The following is a 20,079-nucleotide window of genomic DNA, read 5'->3' as shown; positions in this document are numbered from 1 at the left end:
CGCCAGTGGTACCTACGAAAAACCCCGGCGCGAGATCTAAGCCTTCGCAATCTTCAGCCCAGGCTTTACTCTGGAGCGGTTATCGATTCTGGAGTAAAGCATGTCCTTAGCTTCTGTCTGTATTTTCTGCGGTGCCAGCACCGGTGCCAACCCGGCCTATCGCGAAGCGGCACAGGCCCTGGGCCGAGCCTTGGCGGAACGAAAGCTGACGCTGGTCTATGGTGGCGGCGCCGTCGGCCTGATGGGCATCGTCGCCGATGCGGCCCTGGCGGCGGGTGGTGAAGTCATCGGGATCATCCCGCAAAGCCTCAAGGACAAGGAAATCGGCCACAGTGGCCTGACCCGCCTGGAAGTGGTCGATGGCATGCATGCGCGCAAGGCCCGCATGGCCGAACTCAGCGATGCCTTCATCGCGCTGCCCGGTGGCCTGGGCACGCTGGAAGAACTGTTCGAAGTGTGGACCTGGGGCCAACTCGGCTACCACGGCAAACCGCTGGGGCTGCTGGAAGTGAATGGTTTCTACAGCAAGCTCACCGGCTTTCTCGATCATATCGTCGAGGAAGGCTTCGTCCGCCCCCCTCATCGCGACATGCTGCAAGTCAGCGAGTCGCCACACAACCTGCTCGATGCACTGGCGCAATGGCGGCCCTCGGTGCAGCCAAAATGGGAACAGCAAAAAGCCAGCTAACGGCTCGGTCCCGATACAGGGCAGAATATGTGCCGCTCAACCTCACCTTCGACCCCAGAGGATTGCCCATGGCCAAACCCAATTATTCCTTCGCCAAACGTCAGAGAGACCTGGCCAAGGAGCAGAAGAAAGAGGAAAAGCTCCAGCGCAAGAAAGCTACAGCCGAAGAAGCGGCACTGACCCCGGATACCGAAGGCGACGTGACGGCACAACAGGATGCCGATACACCGAAAGATCAGGTGCCCGACGCCTGATACCCCCCGGGCCCGATGATCCGATCCGGCCCCTCGATTCCGTGTCCCGGGCTGGCAGCCCCACTGCCGGCCCTCACGACGCCAGGGCCTTGATGATCGACTGGCGATAACCCGTCGGCAGATTCGCCGGCAACCGTTGCGGCTCGAACAGGCCGATTTCCTTGTGCTCATGACTGATCGCCGGCACGAAGCCCCCCTGCAACTGGCAGCGGTAAGTGGCGATGAAGACGTGCTTGCCGGGGATGACCTCGAACAGATACGAATCCAGCGGTTCTCCCACGCTCACCTCGACGGCCAGCTCCTCGGCAATTTCCCGCGCCAGGCATTGAGGCGCCGTCTCACCCAGCTCGATGCGTCCACCCGGCAGCTCCCACTCGTCCCGTTCGTTGAGCATCAGCACGACCAGGCCTTCGGGGGATTGCAGTACGCCTTTGATGGATACCGGGAACATGGGCAAACCTCGTCATCCGATTGAACACAACCTGTGGGAGCAAGCTCGCCCCCACAAGGATTTCATGACTCCAGCGGCATCACTGTCACCCGCACCTCGGGATCATGATTGCCACCTCCCAGGATCACCCCGCGCAGCGGTGACACGTCGGAGAAATCCCGGCCCCAGGCCAGGGTGATGTGCTCCAGGGCAGGCAACACGTTGTTGGTCGGGTCGAAATCCACCCAGCCCAGTACCGGGCAGAACACCGAGACCCAGGCATGGGATGCATCGGCACCGATCAGCCGGGGCTGGCCAGGGGGTGGCTGGGTCAGCAGGTAGCCGCTGACGTACCGTGCCGCCAGTCCACGGGAGCGTACGCAGGCCAGCATCAGGTGGGCGAAGTCCTGGCAAACGCCCCGTCGTCGCTCCAGCACCTCCACCAATGGCGTGGCGACCTGGGTGGCCTCGGCATCGAAGGTGAACTCCTGGAAAATCTTTTCCATCAGCGCCCGGATACAGAGCATCAACGGGCGTCCCGGCGGGAAGCAGCTTTCGGAAAACGCCACGAAGCTGCGCTTGAGATGCACATAGGGCGACTCGAAACGATAGCGGCAGGCATCCAGCAACGGCGAAGCCAGCGGCCGACTGCTGTAGGTCAAGGCGCTACAGGTCGATTCCCAGGCAGGAGACCGCTGGAAGTCCGGCTCGGGGCGGGCCAGCACCTCGACGCTCAGCCGGGCGTTGACCAACAGTTCGTCGTGGGGCCGTTCGAACGCCAGGCGGGTCAGCGGGTTGCCGAAGACATCCTGCTCGTCACGCCGGGTCGTCGGCTCCGGGCTGATGGACAGCTGCCGCTCGGTACACACCTGCCAGTCACAGGAACGCGGCCACAGATGGGCCAGTTGCTGGGCCAGGGATACCGGGCTGTCGTAGTGGTAATGGGTGTCATGGAGAATCTGGTAACGAGCGTTCATCAGACGGACACCGTGCGCTGGCTGATATCATCGACGTGGGCGAAATGACGCAAGGCCAGGCGGTCCGAAACCTGGCCACTGGCGTCCGCCACCTCCTGCAACAGATCGGCCAGCCCATCCAGTGCCGCACGCAGGCTGGCCTCGCCGAACAACGGATCTTCGAGACAGCGCAGGTCAAAACGTGACAGGCGCATCACCAGCCCCGGCAACGCGGTGTCCCTGGGAGCGCCGAAGTCATCGTTAAGGCGCTTGAGGGTGCGGGCCACCAGTTTCAGCTGGAAGAGCACCGCGTGGGGGTTCTGTTCATCCAGCAGCAACAGGTCGAGCACCGGAATCAACTGGGCCACCGCCAGATAACGCGAGCGATATGTGATGCTGCTGTTGCCCAGCTCCAGTAGCCACTCCAGCCCGGCCTGGTCGAATACCGCTTCGCCACGCAGGAACGCAGCCAGGCTGCTGCTGAGGAATTGCAGGCGCTCCAGGCGCCGGCCGATCATCAGGAAGCGCCAGCCCTCGTCGCGGGTCATGTCGTCCAGGGCGAAACCGGACAATGCCGCCAGGGACATCACCAGGCGGTTGAGAAAATCCATCAGCTCACCGAAATCCGGCTCCCCGGTCTCCAGCTCCATGGCTTCTCGCTGCAGTTCCACCAAGGCTTGCCAGTTCTCCCGGGACAGCTTGCCGCGCACCTGCGAGGCGGCCCACTGCAGGCGTTGCAGGTTGGAACGCAGGCTGAACGACCAGTCGTCCCCCAGCAGCGCCGTCAGCAGACGCTCGGGCAACTCGCCCTCCTCGGGCAGCAGCATGAGGCTTTCCCCCAGGGCCACGGCCGATTGCAGCGCCTGTGGATCATCGCCGTCGACATAACGTGCCAGCATGATCCGCAGCAGTCGCGCGCTGTCATCGCAGCGCTCGCAATAGCGACCGAACCAGAACAGGTTTTCCACGACCCGGGACGGCAGGTAGGGATCGCGCCGGACCAGATCGTGTACGCCCACTGTTCGCTGGGCCTTCCACTGCTCGCTACCCGGGGCCTGTTCTCCCAGCACCCAGGTGTCCTTGCTGGCGCCGCCCCGCTGCATCGACACCACTTCGGCGTGGGCATCGGCCGCCACGCGTGTCAGGCCGCCCGGCAACACCCGATAACCGTCTGCGCCGGATACCGCGTACACCCGCATGCCGATGGCCCGCGGCTGCAGTTGACCGTCCTCGGCCTGCCATACCGGCGCCTGGGACAGGTGCGCCAGCTCCTGGGCGACATACGCATAGGGTCGCGCCCGGATACGCGCCGCCAACAGGTCGCGCTGCTCGTCGTCCAGGTCGCGGCCGAACACCGGGCTGAAACTCTGGGAAGGAAAGGCCGGCCTGATCAGCAACTGAGGCAGTTTCTCCAGGGCCTGGGCCAGCACTGGCGGCTCGCCGCACCACCAGGTGGCGATGGACGGCAATATGAGCGTCTCGCCGAACAGGAACTCGCAGATCCTCGGCAGGAATCCCAGCAGCCCCGGAGACTCCAGTACGCCGCTGCCCAGGGCATTGGCCACCAGCACCCGGCCCTGGCGCACCGCCTCCAGCAAGCCCGGCACGCCCAGGGCCGAGTCGGTGCGCAGCTCCAGGGGGTCGCAGAAGTCGTCGTCGAGCCGGCGCATGATGGCGTGGACCCGGCGCAACCCGCTAAGCGTCTTGAGGAAGACCGTGGCGTCCCGCACGGTCAGGTCGCCGCCTTCCACCAGCGGATAGCCCAACTGGCGTGCCAGGTAAAGATGTTCGAAGTAGCTCTCATTGAACCGCCCCGGCGTCAACAGCACCACCAGGGGCGGCTCGCCATCGCTGGGGGCCTGGCGCGCGAGGGTTTCCTGCAAGGTGCGGAAGAAGCCGGACAGATGCTGGACCTTGAGGTCGCGATACAGGTCGGGAAAGGCGCGGGACACGATCATGCGGTTTTCCAACGCATAACCGGCCCCGGAGGGCGCCTGTGTCCGATCCGCCGTGACCCACCAGCGACCGTCGGGCGCGCGGGCCAGGTCCACGGCATACAGATGCAGGAAGTTGCCATCCGGCGGCGTGATGCCCTGGCAGGGCCAGAGAAAGTTGTTGTGTCCGAATACCAGCTCCGCCGGCAACAGCCCTTCACTGATCAGCCGCTGCGGCCCGTACAGGTCGGCCAGCACCGCATTGAGCAATCGCGCACGCTGGGCGATACCCGCCGACAGCTGCTTCCATTCCCCGGCGTCGAGCACGTGGGGCAGCAGGTCCAGCTCCCACGGCCGGTCGGCCCCCTTCGGATCCGCATAGACGTTATAGGTGACGCCGTTCTCCTGGATCTGTCGCGCCAGCAAGGCCTGACGCTGGACCAACTGGGCCGGCGTGCTGCGCTGCAACTGATCGAACAGACGCCGCCAATGCGGGCGTACCGCGCCACTATCGTCCAGCAATTCATGATAGGTGCCCGGCGTCAGCGGGTAACGGTCAAGCAGGTCAGGCATGGAAAGCTCGGCAGGACGGCAATGAAAGGTGAGACCAGGCTCTGTTTGAAAAGCCTCGAGACGAAGGTCAGGCAAGGCGAAAACCGGCGAGGAAGCGGAGTTTACTGGAGTAAATGAGCATTCCGAGCAGGTTTTCAACGCAGCATGAACGAGTCTCAAGGCTTCTCAGACAGAGCCTAGCGCAAGCGCATGATGCCCGGATAGAGACAATCTGTCCGGACTGAAACCAGATATGGCGAGCAAGGCTCCTCCCCTCGCCACAGGTCCAGATTACAGGCTTGTCGCCCCCTGGACACGTCGCAGATCGAGGGTGAAAGGAAACTCGTCATCCACGGTCAGGCTGGGTGTCGCAAGTTTCCCCGGTGTGTGTCCGAGACGGAAGAAACGCGCCATTCGCCGACTCTCGGCCTCGTTGGCGTTCACCGGCAGGCTGTCGTAGTTGCGTCCGCCCGGATGAGCCACATGGTACTGGCAACCGCCCACGGAGCGCTGGCCCCAGGTGTCGAGCAAGTCGAAGACCAGTGGCGCATGGACCGGGATGGTGGGTTGCAGGCAACTGGCCGGCTGCCAGGCCCGGAAACGCACCCCGGCGACGAACTCTCCGACCCGGCCGGTGGGTTGCAGCGGTACCGGTACGCCATTGCAGGTCAACACATAACGTTGCGGCGCCATGCCAGTGAGCTTGACCTGCAGGCGCTCCAGGGACGAATCCACGTAGCGTACGGTCCCACCCGCCGAACCTTCTTCCCCCAGCACATGCCAGGGCTCCAGGGCCTGGCGCAGTTGCAACTCGATGCCACCCACCGCATAGTCGCCCACCTTGGGAAAACGGAACTCCAGATGGGCGGCGAACCACTCGGCCCGCAACGGATAACCGGCGGCGTTCAGCTCGACAATCACGTCGGCGAAATCCTGTTCGATAAAGTGCGGCAGCAGGAAGCGATCGTGCAGCTCGGTGCCCCAGCGCGCCAGTTTCGCCGGCGCATAGGGCTCGCGCCAGAACCGCGCCACCAGCGCCCGCAACAGCAGTTGCTGGGCCAGGCTCATGCGGGCATGAGGCGGCATTTCGAACGCACGCAACTCCAACAGACCGAGCCGGCCGGTGGCACCGTCCGGCGAATAAAGCTTGTCGATGCAGAATTCGGCGCGGTGGGTGTTGCCGGTCACGTCGATCAACAGGTTGCGCAACAGCCGGTCGACCAACCATGGCGGGCACTCCTCGCCAGGCGCGGGCATCTGGGCAAACGCGATTTCCAGTTCATACAATGCGTCGTTACGCGCTTCGTCCACCCGCGGCGCCTGGGACGTCGGACCGATGAACAATCCGGAAAACAGGTAGGACAACGATGGGTGGTTATGCCAGTAGCTGATCAGACTGCGCAGCAGGTCAGGACGCCGCAGAAAAGGTGAGTCAGCCGGAGTCGCGCCGCCCAGGACGAAATGATTACCGCCGCCCGTGCCGGTGTGGCGGCCATCGATCATGAATTTTTCGGTCGTCAGCCGCGTCAGCCGTGCCTGCTCGTAGAGAAACTCGGTGCGCTCCACCAACTCATCCCAGCTCGCCGAAGGCTGTACGTTCACCTCGATCACACCTGGGTCGGGCGTGATGCGCAAATGGCTCAGGCGCGGATCACTCGGCGGTTCGTAACCCTCCAACAGCAGCGGGCAATGCAGCTCCTGCGCCGTGGCCTCGATGGCGGCCACCAGTTCCAGGTAATTCTCGACCCGCTCCAATGGCGGCATGAACACATACAACCGCCCTTCCCGCGCCTCGGCACACAGCGCCGTGCGGGTCAGCCAGTCGGCGGACTCGTCGATGGCTGGCGCGTGGTCCTGGTCGATGGCCGGCTCGCCATGCTGGGCCAATCGCTCGGCATCCGGCAGCCCGGGCAGGTCCTGGTTCGGATCGGTGGGATGGATGAACGGATACTCCGCCGCCGTGACCCACGGCTGGGACGCCAGCGGCAGGCGATAGCCCAAGGGCGAGTCCCCCGGCACCAGTCGACAATGTTCGTCGCGCAGGTACCACCGGCCGCTTTGCCATTGATCGCCCTTGGCGGTACGCGCCAATGGCAGGACCTGGCCGATCACCTTGTCCAGGCCCTGGTTGAAGACCTTGCGCAGCCTGGCCCGCTCCAGGGCATCTTCCAGCCGCGCATCCTGGGCCGTGACGTTCGAGGGCAGCGCGCCCTCGCGCCAGAGGTAGTAGAGATTGTCTTCGTAGGCTGGGAACACGAAGCGCGCAGGAATCTTCAGACGTTCGGCAACGCTCTTCAGGAAGCGCCCGGCCAGCTCGCCATCGGCGCCGTAGTCCTGTTGCTCATCCGCGAACAGGGCGGCGTTGCGCCAGATCGGCACCCCGTCACGCCGCCAATAGCAATTGAGCGACCAGCGCGGCAGCGGTTCACCGGGGTACCACTTGCCCTGGCCGAAGTGCACCAGCCCCTGGGGCGCGTAGTGCTTGCGCATGCGCTCGAACAGCTCGGCCGAGAGCCGACGCTTGTCCGGACCGAGCGCTGCGGTATTCCATTCGGCGCCATCCGGATCATCGATGGACACGAATGTCGGCTCGCCGCCCATGGTCAGCCGTACATCGCCCTCCAGCAGGTCGGTATCGATCTGTCGCCCCAGCGCCTGGATCGCCAACCATTGCTCGTCGGTGTAAGGCTTGGTCACCCGCGGCGCTTCCCAGATCCGTTCCACGACCATTTCGTGGCTGAATTCGCATTCACAAGGCTCCACCAGCCCGGTGATGGGCGCCGCCGAGGACGGATCGGGACTGCAAGCCAAGGGGATATGGCCTTCCCCAGCGAACAAACCTGAAGTGGCATCCAGGCCGATCCAGCCGGCGCCGGGCAGGTAAACCTCGCACCAGGCATGCAAATCGGTGAAATCCACCTCCGTGCCGGAGGGTCCGTCGAGGCTTTTCACATCGGCGGTCAACTGGATCAGATAGCCCGAGACGAAACGCGCGGCCAGGCCCAGGTGACGCAACAGCTGCACCAGCAGCCAGGCGGAATCGCGACAGGAACCGGATGCCTGCTCCAGAGTGTGCTCCGGCGTCTGGACACCCGGCTCCATGCGGATCAGGTAATTGATGTCTTCGCTCAGGCGCTGGTTGAGCGCCACCAGGAAATCCACCGTGGGCAACGGCGTGCGTTCGATACTGTCCAGGTAGGCCTGGAACCTGGGGGTCAGCGGCAGCTTTTCCAGGTAAGGCATCAACTCGTGTTTTTCATCGGGCGCGTAGGCAAAAGGAATCTGCTCGGCATAAGGCTCGAGAAAGAAGTCGAACGGATTGAACACCGCCATTTCCGCCAACAGATCGACTTCGATCCGCAGCTCTTGGGTTTTCTGCGCAAACACCAGCCGCGCCAGGTAATTGCCCTGGGGGTCCTGCTGCCAGTTGATGAAGTGCTGGTCGGGCGAGACTTTCAAGGCATACGACAGGATGCGCGTACGGCTATGGGGCGCCGGACGCAGGCGGACAATCTGCGGACCGAGCTCCACGGCGCGGTCGTAGCGGTAGTGCGTGACGTGATGCAAAGCAACATGGATCGACACGGCGGTCTCCTGCGGGCCTGGGCATTATCGAAAGCGGCGCAAGACTTATGCCATGCAGGCAAGCCGGGCACTTCCTTCGTCCACACAGGGCAGTAGAGCACTAAAACCGCGCGGTGCCCGCATTTGTGTGCAAAGGCACGCACATAAACAAGGCGAACAGGCCGCTCGCCTCAGCGTCGCTTGTGAGAAGCCCTGGCTGCCTGGACGATCAGTTCGCGCTGCCGACGGATGTCCACCAGCTTGCCGCGCATCTCACGATGGCGCTTGCTGTTGAGCAGCAACAGTCCCAGCAATGGGAACAGCACGGCGAACAGATAGACTCCCTGATGGGGCCGATAGGCGATCATCGGCAAGACGACGGCCAGACACGCCAGGAAATAACCTGCCACGCCCCAGACGGCCCAGGCCCGCCCGCGCGCGATCATGAGATTGGCCAGCACCAGCACGACCACCAGCGCCAATGCCCCGAGCCCCACATAGTCGCTCCTGACCGAAGGCTCCAAGGCACGCCAGTAAGTGGCTCCGGCCAAGGCAAGCAGGCTGGATCCGGAAAAGCAGCCCAGCAGGATGGTACCCATGAACACCGGGAAATACCGGGCCAGAAAGTCCTTCAGCGAGCCGCCCCCGATCATTCGGTGAACTCCTCGTACAGGCCGACGGCGACGGTTTTCACATGACCGCCGCCGGTGTAACTGCCGATCACGCCCAGGGCGCCACCCAGGGAGTCCTGGATCTGGGTCAGGGTAGCGTGCCGGATTTGGGCCGAAGAATAACGCTTGGGCAAGGCCCCGGCGCGCTGCTGCAACTTGAGCAGCTTGGCGGTCAGGCTCGGGTCCTTGAGCGTCAACAGCTCCCGCGTCAACTTGGACCGCTCCTGGCGGCTCAGCCCCTTGAGCAGCTGGTACCAGCTTTTTCCGGTGTTGGCCGCCTTGTTGGCCTTGAGCAGGCGAACCGTCGTGAGAGCCGACCCGCCGACGCCCACCAGGGAAACCGCATCCAGGATCGGGGATACGATGTTGTACCAATCGGCGTCGTTCATCTCATCGTTGCCAGTAGGATTGGTCAGTTCGTTGGCCACCCGCGCGCCTCCGATGACACACTGGGCAGTACTCGCGGTCGCGGCAGCGGCGCCCAGGGCCACCAGCCAGGCGCTGGCGCCAGCGGTGAAAGGCACGGCAACGCTGCCACTGAACACCACCACCCAACCGATCACGGCGGCGACGCAAGACAAGCCGGCATTGGTCGCTTCAAGGCCAAGCTTCGACTCCCGCGGGCTGCTTTTCACCTGGTCGACGAACTGCTGTGGCGCGATGTATCGCTTTGCCTCACGCAAGATCACGCGCTTGGGCGCGATGCTGCAGATCGGCTTGAATTCCCGCAGGGTCACCACGTTGTAGTCGGCATCGACATACACCACCCCCGCCCCGGCAATATTCGGATCGGCATCGATGGCAGCGAACAGGCGCGGCAGGTTGATCTGGCTTTCGATGCGTTGGCGGGCCATGTACTGGGAGAACGTGAAGTCCATGCCGATGGCCGTTGTAGCGCTGCTCATATGAATCGTCCTTGAGAATCGAAGATGAATCTTTTATCCACACGCAACCCTGTGGCGAGGGATGCCTGCTGGCTGGCATTGGCGGCCGCCACGATAACAAACGGCCACCACCCCCGCTAGAAAGCAAAACGCCAGCACTCAGGCTGGCGTTTGCGATACGACTCCAGGGTCAGCGCGGTACCACGGGCTTGCGGGCCGGTTTCGGTCCCTTGCCCTTGGCGGCGTCCTTGCGCTCCTTGGCGGCCTTCTGGTTGCGGGCGAATGCCTCGGCCTTGGCCTTCTCACGCTTGTCCCACGGATTGCCGCCGTCGCTGGCACGCGGCGGCAGGCCCGTGTGCTGGGTCAGGATCCGGGTGGTTTCCTTGCCCACCTTGTGGCTGCCGGCCGGTGTCGAGTTCTTGCGACGGGCGCTCTGGTAGCTGTCGGTGGCCGGCTGGTGCAACGGGATCAACTGATGCTTGCCCGGCCCGATCAGGTCGGCGCGGCCCATGCGGGTCAACGCCTCGCGCAGCATCGGCCAGCCCTTGGGATCGTGATAACGCAGGAAGGCCTTGTGCAGGCGGCGCTGCTCCTCGCTCTTGACGATGGTCACCGCATCGCTCTTGTAGGTGACCTTGCGCAGCGGGTTCTTGCCCGAGTGGTACATGGCGGTGGCCGTGGCCATCGGCGACGGATAGAAGGCCTGGACCTGGTCGGCGCGGAAGCCGTTGCTCTTGAGCCACAGCGCCAGGTTCATCATGTCTTCGTCGGTGGTGCCCGGATGCGCAGCGATGAAGTACGGGATCAGGTACTGCTCCTTGCCCGCCTCCCGGGTGTATTTCTCGAACATCCGCTTGAATCGGTCATAGGTGCCGATGCCCGGCTTCATCATCTGGTTGAGCGGACCTTCCTCGGTGTGCTCCGGCGCGATCTTCAGGTAACCGCCGACGTGGTGGGTCACCAGCTCCTTGACGTATTCCGGGGATTCGACCGCCAGGTCGTAGCGCAGGCCGGACGCGATCAGGATCTTCTTCACCCCTGGCAATGCCCGGGCGCTGCGATACAGCTGGATCAGCGAAGAATGGTCGGTGTTCAGGTTCGGGCAGATGCCCGGGAACACGCAGGACGGCTTGCGGCACGCGGACTCGATTTCCGGGCTCTTGCAGGCGATGCGATACATGTTCGCGGTGGGTCCGCCGAGGTCGGAAATGACCCCGGTGAAGCCTGGGACCTTGTCGCGGATCTCTTCGATCTCGCGAATGATCGACTCTTCGGAACGGTTCTGGATGATCCGGCCTTCGTGCTCGGTGATCGAGCAGAAGGTGCAGCCGCCGAAGCAGCCACGCATGATGTTCACCGAGAAGCGGATCATTTCGTAGGCAGGGATCTTTTCCTTGCCGTACGCCGGGTGTGGGACACGTGCGTAAGGCATACCAAACACGTAGTCCATTTCCTCGGTGGTCATCGGAATGGGTGGCGGGTTGAACCAGACATCCACATCGCCATGCTTCTGCACCAGCGCGCGGGCGTTGCCCGGGTTGGTTTCCAGATGCAGCACGCGGTTGGCGTGGGCATAGAGCACCGGGTCGTTGCGGACCTTTTCCACCGACGGCAGGCGGATCACGGTTTTGTCGCGGGTCATTTTCGGGCTCGCCAGGATCTGCACGACCTTGGCTTCGCTCGGGTCCTCCACCGGCCCTTTCTCCTGCTCGATGGCGCAGGCGGCGGTGTCCTGGGTGTTCACGTACGGATTGATGATCTTGTCGATCTTGCCCGGACGGTCGATACGCGTGGAATCGACTTCGTACCAGCCTTCGGGTGTGTCGCGGCGAATGAACGCGGTGCCGCGCACATCGGTGATGTCCTCGATCCTGTGGCCATAGGACAGACGCTGGGCGACTTCGACAATGGCTCGCTCTGCGTTGCCGTAGAGCAGGATATCGGCACTGGCGTCGATCAGGATCGAGTTGCGCACCCGGTCCTGCCAGTAATCGTAATGGGCGATGCGGCGCAGGGAGGCCTCGATGCCACCGAGCACGATCGGCACATGCTTGTAGGCTTCCTTGCAGCGCTGGCTGTAGACCAGGCTCGCACGGTCCGGCCGCTTGCCCGCCAGGCCACCGGGGGTATAGGCGTCATCGGAACGGATTTTCTTGTCAGCGGTGTAGCGGTTGATCATCGAGTCCATGTTGCCGGCCGCGACACCGAAAAACAGGTTGGGCTCGCCAAGCTTCATGAAGTCGTCCTTGGACTGCCAGTTCGGCTGGGCAATGATCCCCACGCGAAAGCCTTGGGCTTCCAGCAAACGGCCAATGATCGCCATGCCGAACGAAGGATGGTCGACGTAGGCATCACCGGTCACGATGATAATGTCGCACGAATCCCAGCCGAGCTGATCCATCTCCTCCCTGCTCATGGGCAGGAACGGCGCGGGGCCGAAACATTCGGCCCAGTACTTGGGATAGTCAAATAACGGCTTGGCTGCTTGCATGTCGATGACCGGTATAGAAGATGAAAAATCGCGGGCGCGGAATATAGCACAAAAAATAACCAATTCCGACGGCTATGGTCGGAAATCGGCGGCGCACCTATCGCGAGCAAACTCGCTCCCACAGAGAGGATGCATTCCAGGGTGGGAGCGAGCTTGCTGCGGGCAGCGATCCGACGATGAGGCCGGATCAGACGACGAAGAACTTACTCGTCGTCATCGAAATTGTAGCTGCCCGGCGCGAGGTTCTCGAAACGCGTGTACTTGCCGATGAATGCCAGGCGGACAAAACCGATCGGACCGTTCCGCTGCTTGCCGATGATGATTTCCGCGATGCCCTTGTGTTCCGTCTCGGGGTGATAGACCTCGTCGCGGTATACGAACATGATCACGTCGGCGTCCTGCTCGATCGCTCCGGATTCCCGCAGGTCGGAGTTCACCGGGCGCTTGTTCGGACGCTGTTCCAGGGAGCGGTTCAACTGGGAAAGCGCCACCACCGGACAGTTGAATTCCTTGGCCAGGGCCTTGAGGGAACGGGAGATCTCGGAAATCTCGTTGGTCCGGTTATCGCCACTGGAGCCCGGAATCTGCATCAGCTGCAGGTAGTCGATCATGATCAGGCCGATATCGCCATGCTCGCGCACCAGGCGGCGGGTTCGGGCGCGCATTTCCGAAGGGCTGATACCGGCGGTGTCGTCGATGAACAGCTTGCGGTCGTTGAGCAGGTTGACCGCCGAGGTCAGGCGAGGCCAGTCGTCGTCTTCCAGTTGGCCGGAACGGACCTTGGTCTGGTCGATCCGCCCCAGGGAAGAAAGCATACGCATGATCAGCGACTCACCTGGCATCTCCAGGGAGTAGACCAGGACGACCTTGTCGCTGCGCAGCACGGCGTTTTCCACCAGGTTCATCGCAAAGGTGGTCTTGCCCATGGAAGGACGGCCGGCAACGATGATCAGGTCGGCCGGTTGCAGTCCACTGGTCTTCTCGTCGAGATCGGTATAGCCGGTGGACAGGCCGGTGATCGCGTCGGATGTATTGAACAGGGTATCGATACGATCGATGGCCTTGGTCAGCAGGTCGTTGACACTGACCGGCCCGCCGGTCTTCGGCCGGGCCTCGGCGATCTGGAAGATCTGCCGCTCGGCCTCATCGAGGATTTCCTCAGCCGTACGGCCTTCAGGGTTGAAGGCGCTGTCGGCAATTTCGTTACTGATGCCGATCAACTGGCGCAAGGTCGCCCGCTGGCGGACGATCTGCGCATAAGCCTTGATGTTGGCGACGGACGGCGTGTTTTTCGCCAGCTCGCCCAGGTAACCGAGGCCACCGACCTGGGACGTCTGGCCTTCCTTGTCCAGTTGCTCGGCCAGGGTCACGACGTCGATCGGCATGTTCTGGTCGGCCAGCCTGGCGATCGCGCGGAAAATCAAGCGGTGGTCATGCCGGTAGAAATCGCCATCGGAGACTTGATCGAGCACACGCTCCCAGGCGTTGTTGTCCAGCATCAGGCCACCGAGTACAGCCTGTTCGGCCTCGATGGAATGCGGCGGCACCTTCAGGGCAGCGGTTTGCAGATCATATTGCTCTGGAGCGGTAATTTCGTTCATGGCCACAAGGATTCTGGTGATAGAAGCAGGAGTTGCAGAAAGACAAAGGGCACGACCTGTAAACAGGATCGTGCCCGATGTTACCGGCTCGCACCCGAGGGTGCCAGCCGACAGGTGCTGCTTAGGCTGCTACCACGACAACGCGTACGGTGGCTTCGACTTCGGCGTGCAGGTGCACGGCTACGTCGAATTCGCCTACGTTGCGGATGGTGCCGTTCGGCAGACGAACTTCGCTCTTGGCCACTTCAACGCCGGAGGCGGTCAGTGCGTCAGCGATGTCGTGAGTACCGATCGAACCGAACAGCTTGCCTTCGTCGCCAGCGGTGGCAGTGATGGTCACTTCCAGCTCGGCCAGTTGGGCAGCGCGGCTTTCGGCCGAGGCCTTGCGGTCTGCGGCGGCTTTTTCCAGCTCAGCGCGACGCTCTTCGAACGCGGCCAGGTTGGCAGCGGTCGCAGCGGTGGCTTTGCCAAAAGGCAGCAGGTAGTTACGACCGTAACCGGACTTAACTTTTACTTTGTCGCCCAGGTTGCCCAGGTTGGCGATTTTTTCCAGCAGGATCAGTTCCATTTGGGTATTAACCTCTTAACTTTTAACCTTCACCGTTCGCGTTGTCGGCGTCTTTCGGCGCCATACGACCGCGAAAATCAATCAGGCTGTCGACGATGGCCAGGACCACCAGCAACGGATAGATCAGCTGCATGAACAGCAACAACGTGACGTACAGCCCCACCAGCCAGAACCTGGCCAGTCGCTTCTGCGCCACCAGCCCGTGAATCAGGGCCAGGGCCGCGAACACCAGCGGTACGCTGCACAACGGCGTGAGCATGGCCATCTGCGGACCGAAGTTCGGTCCCAGAAGCATGCCCGCCAGCAGCAACATCGCCAGTCCAAGCGGGAAACGGATGGCGCGAAATTCGCGACCAAAACCACCCGGGTTGTACAACAACGCCTGCCAGTAGCGCCCGATAATCAGGCTCAGCACACTGACGATCTGCAACAAGGCCGCAATCAGGCCGGTCAGGACCGGTGCGATCAGTGACGCGAAACGCGCTTGCTCCTCAGCCGACATCTGCCGGTAGAGATCACCGAGGGCTTCGGGCAGGATTTTTATCAAAGCCTGCGACAGCATCTCGATCTGGGGCGCGAAAGCCACCCCGAGCACCACTGAAAACACCACGCCCAGCGCTATGCTGACCAGCAGCACGCGGTTCCAGGATTCGCTTGCGCGCAACACCAACGCCAGCGCCGAAGACCCCAGCAGCACCATCAGTGCCCGCGGGTCAGCGGTACTCAACCACCAGAGCAAGGCCGGCAGCAGTCCCAGAGCAAGAACGCCAACGGCGTCCCTCAATCCGCGCCGCAGGAGTACGAGACTTCCCGCGGCAGCGCCCAACCAATACAACAACGGCAATGCCGCACATCCAGCCACTACCAGAGTGGCCTGCATACGACCTCGCATGATGAACTCAGCTATGGCGCGCATGCATTCAATCCTTTGCTACGTGTCGACTGCCCGGTCTCAGCGGCCGTGGCTGTCGGTGTAGGCCAGCAGGGCCAGGAAGCGGGCGCGCTTGATAGCGGTGGCCAGCTGACGCTGATAACGAGCTTTGGTACCGGTGATACGGCTTGGAACGATTTTGCCGGTCTCGGATACGTAGGCTTTCAGAGTGTTGAGATCTTTGTAATCGATCTCTTTCACGTCTTCAGCGGTGAAGCGGCAGAATTTACGACGACGGAAGAAACGTGCCATGTGATTGGCTCCTTAGGAAGTCCGTGGATTACTCGTCAGCGTTGTCGCTGTTGTCGCTGTCGCTATCGCTGTCATCGCCTTCGGCGCTGTCAGCATGCTCAGGACGGTCGCGACGCTCACGGCGCTCACTGCGGTTTTCTTCAGCCTTGAGCATCTCGGATTGGCCAGTGATGGCTTCTTCGCGACGGATGACCAGGTTACGGATCACTGCATCGTTGTAGCGGAAGTTGTCTTCCAGCTCGGCCAGGGCCTTGCCGGTGCACTCAACGTTCAGCATCACGTAGTGAGCCTTGTGAACATTGTTGATTGCGTAGGCCAGTTGACGACGGCCCCAGTCTTCCAGACGGTGGATCTTGCCGCCGTCTTCTTCGATCAGCTTGGTGTAACGCTCAACCATGCCGCCGACTTGCTCGCTTTGATCCGGGTGGACCAAAAAGATGATTTCGTAATGACGCATGAATGCTCCTTACGGGTTGTAGCCTGCCGCTTAAAAACGGTCAGACAAGGAGTGAATGACACTTATGGACTTGTGGACGCTAGACACATAAGTGCCTGCCATCACAGCAAGGGGCGCAATTGTAGAGAAGGGTCGAGGGAGGCGCAAGGTAATTGGTGATTATTTGAACAACCGCCAGATTTGCCCAAATACAAAACGCTGTGGGAGCGAGCCTGCTCGATAGCGGCGTGCCCGTCGACTTTTGCGTCCCTGCGACACCGTCATCGCGAGCAAGCTCGCTCCCACATTTGATACGCGTCTGGATCAGGGCTTTTTGGCGACAGCCTTGACGCTCCGCTGGCGCTGGGCCTCGAACAGGCAGACACCGGTGGCGACCGAGACGTTGAGGCTGCTGACGCTACCGGCCATCGGCAGCTTGACCAGGTAATCGCAATGCTCGCGGGTCAAGCGGCGCATGCCCTTGCCCTCGGCGCCCATGATCAGGATCGTCGGACCGGTGAGGTCCTGATCATAGAGGCTGACCTCGGCCTCGCCCGCCGTGCCCACCACCCACAAGCCACGCTGCTGGAGTTTCTCCAGGGTGCGCGCCAGGTTGGTCACGGCCACCAGGGGCATGACCTCCGCCGCACCGCAAGCGACCTTGCGCACCACAGGCGTCAGGGTCGCCGACTTGTCCTTGGGAACAATCACCGCCAGCGCGCCGGCTGCATCCGCCGAGCGCAGGCAGGCGCCGAGGTTGTGAGGGTCGGTCACGCCGTCCAGGACCAGCAGCAGGGGCGAGCCCTCGGTGCGATCGAGCAACTCGTCGAGCATCGCCTCGCCCCAGACCTGGCTCGGGCTCACCTCGGCCACCACGCCCTGGTGCACACCCTCGACCCAGGCATCCATCTCACGACGTTCGGCCTGGCCCACCGCCACACGGTTTTCGCTGGCCAGTTCGATCAAGGTCTGGACCCGCGGGTCGCTACGCCCCTCGGCCAGCCAGATCTGCTTGACCCGCTTGGGATGATGGCGCAGCAGCGCCTCCACGGCATGCAGGCCGTAGATTTTTTCCAACTGACTCATGACTTGGCCTTGGGTTTACGCGCCCCGCCACTCTTGGCCGGGGCCGAGCCCGCTTTTGGCGGACCCTTGCGATGTTTGCTCGGTTTGCTGGCAGCCTTCTCCGGAGCCGACCGTCCAGCCTTGCCGCCTGCCTTGGCCTCTGCCAGCAACGCTTTTTTCATCTCACGGCTTTTGCGCACTTCAGCGTTCTTCGCCGCCGCATCGCTCGGACGATAGGCCTCGACGGCTTTTTCCTTGGCCGCACCGCGCCGACCGGACTTGCTCGGCGCCGGCTCGGCTGGGGCCTTGGTCACAGGCGCAGCGGTTTCGGCACCGCGCTTCTTGCGACCGATCGGCGCGCTGATGGTTTTTTCCGCCATCTCGAAATCGATCTTGCGCTCGTCCAGGTCGACACGCATCACCCGTACTTCAACGGTATCGCCCAGGCGGAAGCTACGACCGGTGCGCTCACCCGCCAGGCGGTGATGGACAGGGTCGAAGTGGTAGTAATCCCCCGGCAGCGCGGTGACATGCACCAGGCCCTCGACGTAGATGTCGGTCAGCTCGACGAACAGGCCGAAACCGGTCACGGCGGTGATCACACCCGGGAACGATTCGCCCACGCGGTCTTTCATGTACTCGCACTTGAGCCAGTTCACCACGTCGCGGGTGGCTTCGTCGGCGCGTCGCTCGCTCATCGAACATTGTTCGCCGAGCTGCTCCAGGGCCGCCTCGTCGTACGGATAAATGCGCGCCTTGGGAATGGTCATCGCGCCGGCCCGCTTGACGTGCGGGGTGTTCATCTTGGAGTGGATCACGCTGCGGATCGCCCGGTGCGTGAGCAGGTCGGGATAACGGCGGATCGGCGAAGTGAAGTGGGTATAGGCTTCGTAATTGAGGCCAAAGTGCCCCTGGTTGTCGGCGCTGTACACCGCCTGGCTCAGCGAGCGCAGCATGACGGTCTGGATGAGATGGAAATCCGGACGATCCTTGATACTGGCCAGCAATGCCTGGTAGTCCTTGGGCGTAGGACCTTCCTTGCCCTTGTGCAGGGACAGGCCCAGCTCGCCGAGGAAGGCGCGCAGTTTTTCCAGGCGCTCCGGCGGAGGACCGTCATGGACCCGATACAGTGCAGGGATTTCGTGCTTCTTCAGGAACTCGGCGGTGGCCACGTTGGCCGCCAGCATGCATTCCTCGATCAGCTTGTGCGCGTCGTTGCGCACGGTCGGACGGATTTCGGCGATCTTGCGCTCGGAGCCGAAGATGATCCGGGTTTCCTGGGTTTCGAAATCAATGGCGCCGCGCACGTGACGGGCCGCCAGCAGCACTTTGTACAATGCATAGAGCTGCTTGAGGTGCGGCAGTACGTCGTTATATTCACCCCGCAGCTTGCGCGCCTCGGCCAGCTTCGGCGTCTCCAGCATCGCGCTGACCTTGTTGTAGGTCAGGCGGGCGTGGGAATGGATCACCGCTTCGTAGAAGCAGTAGTCGGTCATTTCGCCGGTCTTGGAGATGGTCATCTCGCAGACCATGGCCAGGCGATCGACATGAGGGTTGAGCGAGCACAGCCCGTTGGACAACTGCTCGGGCAGCATCGGCACGACACGCTCGGGGAAGTAAACCGAGTTGCCACGCACCTGGGCTTCGGCATCCAGCGCCGAACCGAGCTTCACATAGCTGGAAACGTCGGCGATGGCGACGTAAAGCTTCCAGCCACCGGAGAACAGCCGCAGCTTGCCCGGCCGGGCTTCGCAGTAGACCGCATCGTCGAAGTCCCGTGCGTCCTCGCCATCGATGGTCACGAACGGCAGGTGGCGCAGGTCGATGCGTTTCTCTTTGTCCTTTTCTTCGACTTCCGGCTTGAGCTTGGCCGCTTCCTTCAGCACAGCCTCAGGCCAGACATGAGGAATGTCATAGGTGCGCAGGGCGACATCGATTTCCATGCCCGGCGCCATGTAGTTGCCGACCACTTCCACCACATCCCCCTGCGGCTGGAAGCGAGGGGTTGGCCAGTGGGTGATCTTCACTTCGACGAACTGGCCGATCTTGGCATTGGCGTTGCGGCCCGGGGTGACCAGCACTTCCTGCTGGATCTTGGGATTGTCCGCGACGACGAAGCCGATGCCGCCTTCCTCGAAATAACGGCCGACGATGCTTTCGTGGGCGCGCGATACCACCTCCACAATCACACCCTCACGGCGACCGCGACGGTCCAGGCCGGACACACGAGCCAGGGCCCGGTCGCCGTCGAACACCAGGCGCATCTGGGCCGGGCTCATGAACAGGTCGTCGCTGCCGTCATCGGGAATCAGGAAACCGAAGCCATCGCGATGGCCGGCGATACGTCCCAGGATGAGGTCGAGCTTGTCCACCGGCGCATAGGTGCCACGGCGGGTATAGATCAGTTGGGCGTCGCGCTCCATGGCACGCAGACGGCGGCGCAGGGCTTCGAGCTGGTCTTCGGTGGTCAGACCGAACTCTTCGACCAACTGTTCACGGCTGGCGGGCGAGCCCCTGTCGGCGAGATGCGCCAGGATCAGTTCGCGGCTGGGAATAGGGTTTTCGTATTTTTCCGCTTCACGAGCGGCCTCGGGATCGAGGGATTGCCAATCGGCCATTAGAGAGTTTTCACCTTGTCTATATGCGGTTAGTTTGGCATAGGCGTAATGAAACGGGAAATTTCAAGCATAAGGAGCCCTTTCTGGAATCTTTTGACCCGCCTTTGAAGCCTCGGATCGCACCACTCGTGAAAATTACCGTTTTTTTTCTCGCAGGGGGTTTACAGTTAAAAACACGCTCCGT

At 62.4% G+C, this 20,079-nt stretch carries 16 protein-coding genes; 2 read left to right on the top strand and 14 right to left on the bottom strand.

Features of this window, described 5'->3' with window-relative positions; genetic code table 11:
- Nucleotides 1-100: 100 nt before the first annotated feature.
- Nucleotides 101-688 carry a cytokinin riboside 5'-monophosphate phosphoribohydrolase gene (locus AC1M7R_RS14085; RefSeq protein WP_072397893.1) on the top strand — a complete coding sequence of 196 codons (588 nt, stop codon included), beginning with the start codon at nucleotides 101-103 and terminating at the stop codon, nucleotides 686-688.
- A gap of 68 nt (nucleotides 689-756) precedes the next feature.
- Nucleotides 757-942 (top strand): hypothetical protein, encoded by a 186-nt coding sequence (locus AC1M7R_RS14080; protein WP_072397894.1) that lies wholly within the window; start codon nucleotides 757-759, stop codon nucleotides 940-942.
- Between the two features lie 73 nt (nucleotides 943-1,015).
- On the opposite strand, the gene AC1M7R_RS14075 is transcribed toward AC1M7R_RS14080, so the two are convergent.
- The 14 genes from AC1M7R_RS14075 to rnr form a co-directional block, all read right to left on the bottom strand.
- On the bottom strand, nucleotides 1,016-1,393 hold the full coding sequence (locus tag AC1M7R_RS14075) for an NUDIX hydrolase (RefSeq protein ID WP_072397895.1): 378 nt from the start codon (nucleotides 1,391-1,393) through the stop codon (nucleotides 1,016-1,018).
- Between the two features lie 62 nt (nucleotides 1,394-1,455).
- On the bottom strand, nucleotides 1,456-2,349 hold the full coding sequence (locus AC1M7R_RS14070; RefSeq protein ID WP_072397896.1) for a transglutaminase family protein: 894 nt from the start codon (nucleotides 2,347-2,349) through the stop codon (nucleotides 1,456-1,458).
- On the bottom strand, nucleotides 2,349-4,835 hold the full coding sequence (locus AC1M7R_RS14065; RefSeq protein ID WP_072458630.1) for a circularly permuted type 2 ATP-grasp protein: 2,487 nt from the start codon (nucleotides 4,833-4,835) through the stop codon (nucleotides 2,349-2,351). The genes AC1M7R_RS14070 and AC1M7R_RS14065 overlap by 1 nt, the downstream gene beginning before the upstream one ends.
- Nucleotides 4,836-5,105: 270 nt before the next feature.
- Complete coding sequence (locus tag AC1M7R_RS14060) at nucleotides 5,106-8,399, bottom strand: transglutaminase family protein (protein WP_490609691.1); 3,294 nt, start codon at nucleotides 8,397-8,399, stop codon at nucleotides 5,106-5,108.
- Nucleotides 8,400-8,569: 170 nt separating this feature from the next.
- Nucleotides 8,570-9,031 (bottom strand): hypothetical protein, encoded by a 462-nt coding sequence (locus tag AC1M7R_RS14055; RefSeq protein WP_072397899.1) that lies wholly within the window; start codon nucleotides 9,029-9,031, stop codon nucleotides 8,570-8,572.
- Nucleotides 9,028-9,954: an Ssp4 family T6SS effector gene (gene ssp4, locus AC1M7R_RS14050; RefSeq protein WP_072397900.1), complete on the bottom strand. Its 927-nt coding sequence runs from the start codon at nucleotides 9,952-9,954 to the stop codon at nucleotides 9,028-9,030. The genes AC1M7R_RS14055 and ssp4 overlap by 4 nt, the downstream gene beginning before the upstream one ends.
- A gap of 169 nt (nucleotides 9,955-10,123) precedes the next feature.
- A complete protein-coding gene (locus tag AC1M7R_RS14045; RefSeq protein WP_072397901.1) occupies nucleotides 10,124-12,424 on the bottom strand; it encodes a YgiQ family radical SAM protein in 2,301 nt (766 codons plus the stop codon).
- Nucleotides 12,425-12,627: 203 nt separating this feature from the next.
- Nucleotides 12,628-14,025, bottom strand: a complete 1,398-nt coding sequence (gene dnaB, locus AC1M7R_RS14040) for a replicative DNA helicase (protein WP_072397902.1) — start codon at nucleotides 14,023-14,025, stop codon at nucleotides 12,628-12,630.
- Between the two features lie 121 nt (nucleotides 14,026-14,146).
- On the bottom strand, nucleotides 14,147-14,593 hold the full coding sequence (gene rplI / locus AC1M7R_RS14035; RefSeq protein ID WP_072397903.1) for a 50S ribosomal protein L9: 447 nt from the start codon (nucleotides 14,591-14,593) through the stop codon (nucleotides 14,147-14,149).
- A gap of 22 nt (nucleotides 14,594-14,615) precedes the next feature.
- Nucleotides 14,616-15,509: a YybS family protein gene (locus tag AC1M7R_RS14030; protein WP_072397904.1), complete on the bottom strand. Its 894-nt coding sequence runs from the start codon at nucleotides 15,507-15,509 to the stop codon at nucleotides 14,616-14,618.
- Between the two features lie 36 nt (nucleotides 15,510-15,545).
- On the bottom strand, nucleotides 15,546-15,776 hold the full coding sequence (gene rpsR, locus AC1M7R_RS14025) for a 30S ribosomal protein S18 (protein ID WP_002551829.1): 231 nt from the start codon (nucleotides 15,774-15,776) through the stop codon (nucleotides 15,546-15,548).
- A gap of 28 nt (nucleotides 15,777-15,804) precedes the next feature.
- Nucleotides 15,805-16,233 (bottom strand): 30S ribosomal protein S6, encoded by a 429-nt coding sequence (gene rpsF / locus AC1M7R_RS14020; protein ID WP_053155628.1) that lies wholly within the window; start codon nucleotides 16,231-16,233, stop codon nucleotides 15,805-15,807.
- Between the two features lie 303 nt (nucleotides 16,234-16,536).
- Complete coding sequence (rlmB, locus tag AC1M7R_RS14015; RefSeq protein WP_072431696.1) at nucleotides 16,537-17,298, bottom strand: 23S rRNA (guanosine(2251)-2'-O)-methyltransferase RlmB; 762 nt, start codon at nucleotides 17,296-17,298, stop codon at nucleotides 16,537-16,539.
- A complete protein-coding gene (rnr, locus tag AC1M7R_RS14010; protein WP_072397906.1) occupies nucleotides 17,295-19,895 on the bottom strand; it encodes a ribonuclease R in 2,601 nt (866 codons plus the stop codon). The genes rlmB and rnr overlap by 4 nt, the downstream gene beginning before the upstream one ends.
- Nucleotides 19,896-20,079: the final 184 nt, after the last annotated feature.

The sequence above is a fragment of the Pseudomonas sp. MS01C9 genome (assembly GCF_058202755.1).
Note: the sequence above shows the minus strand (reverse complement) of the source record. Positions and strands in the feature narration are given on the sequence as shown.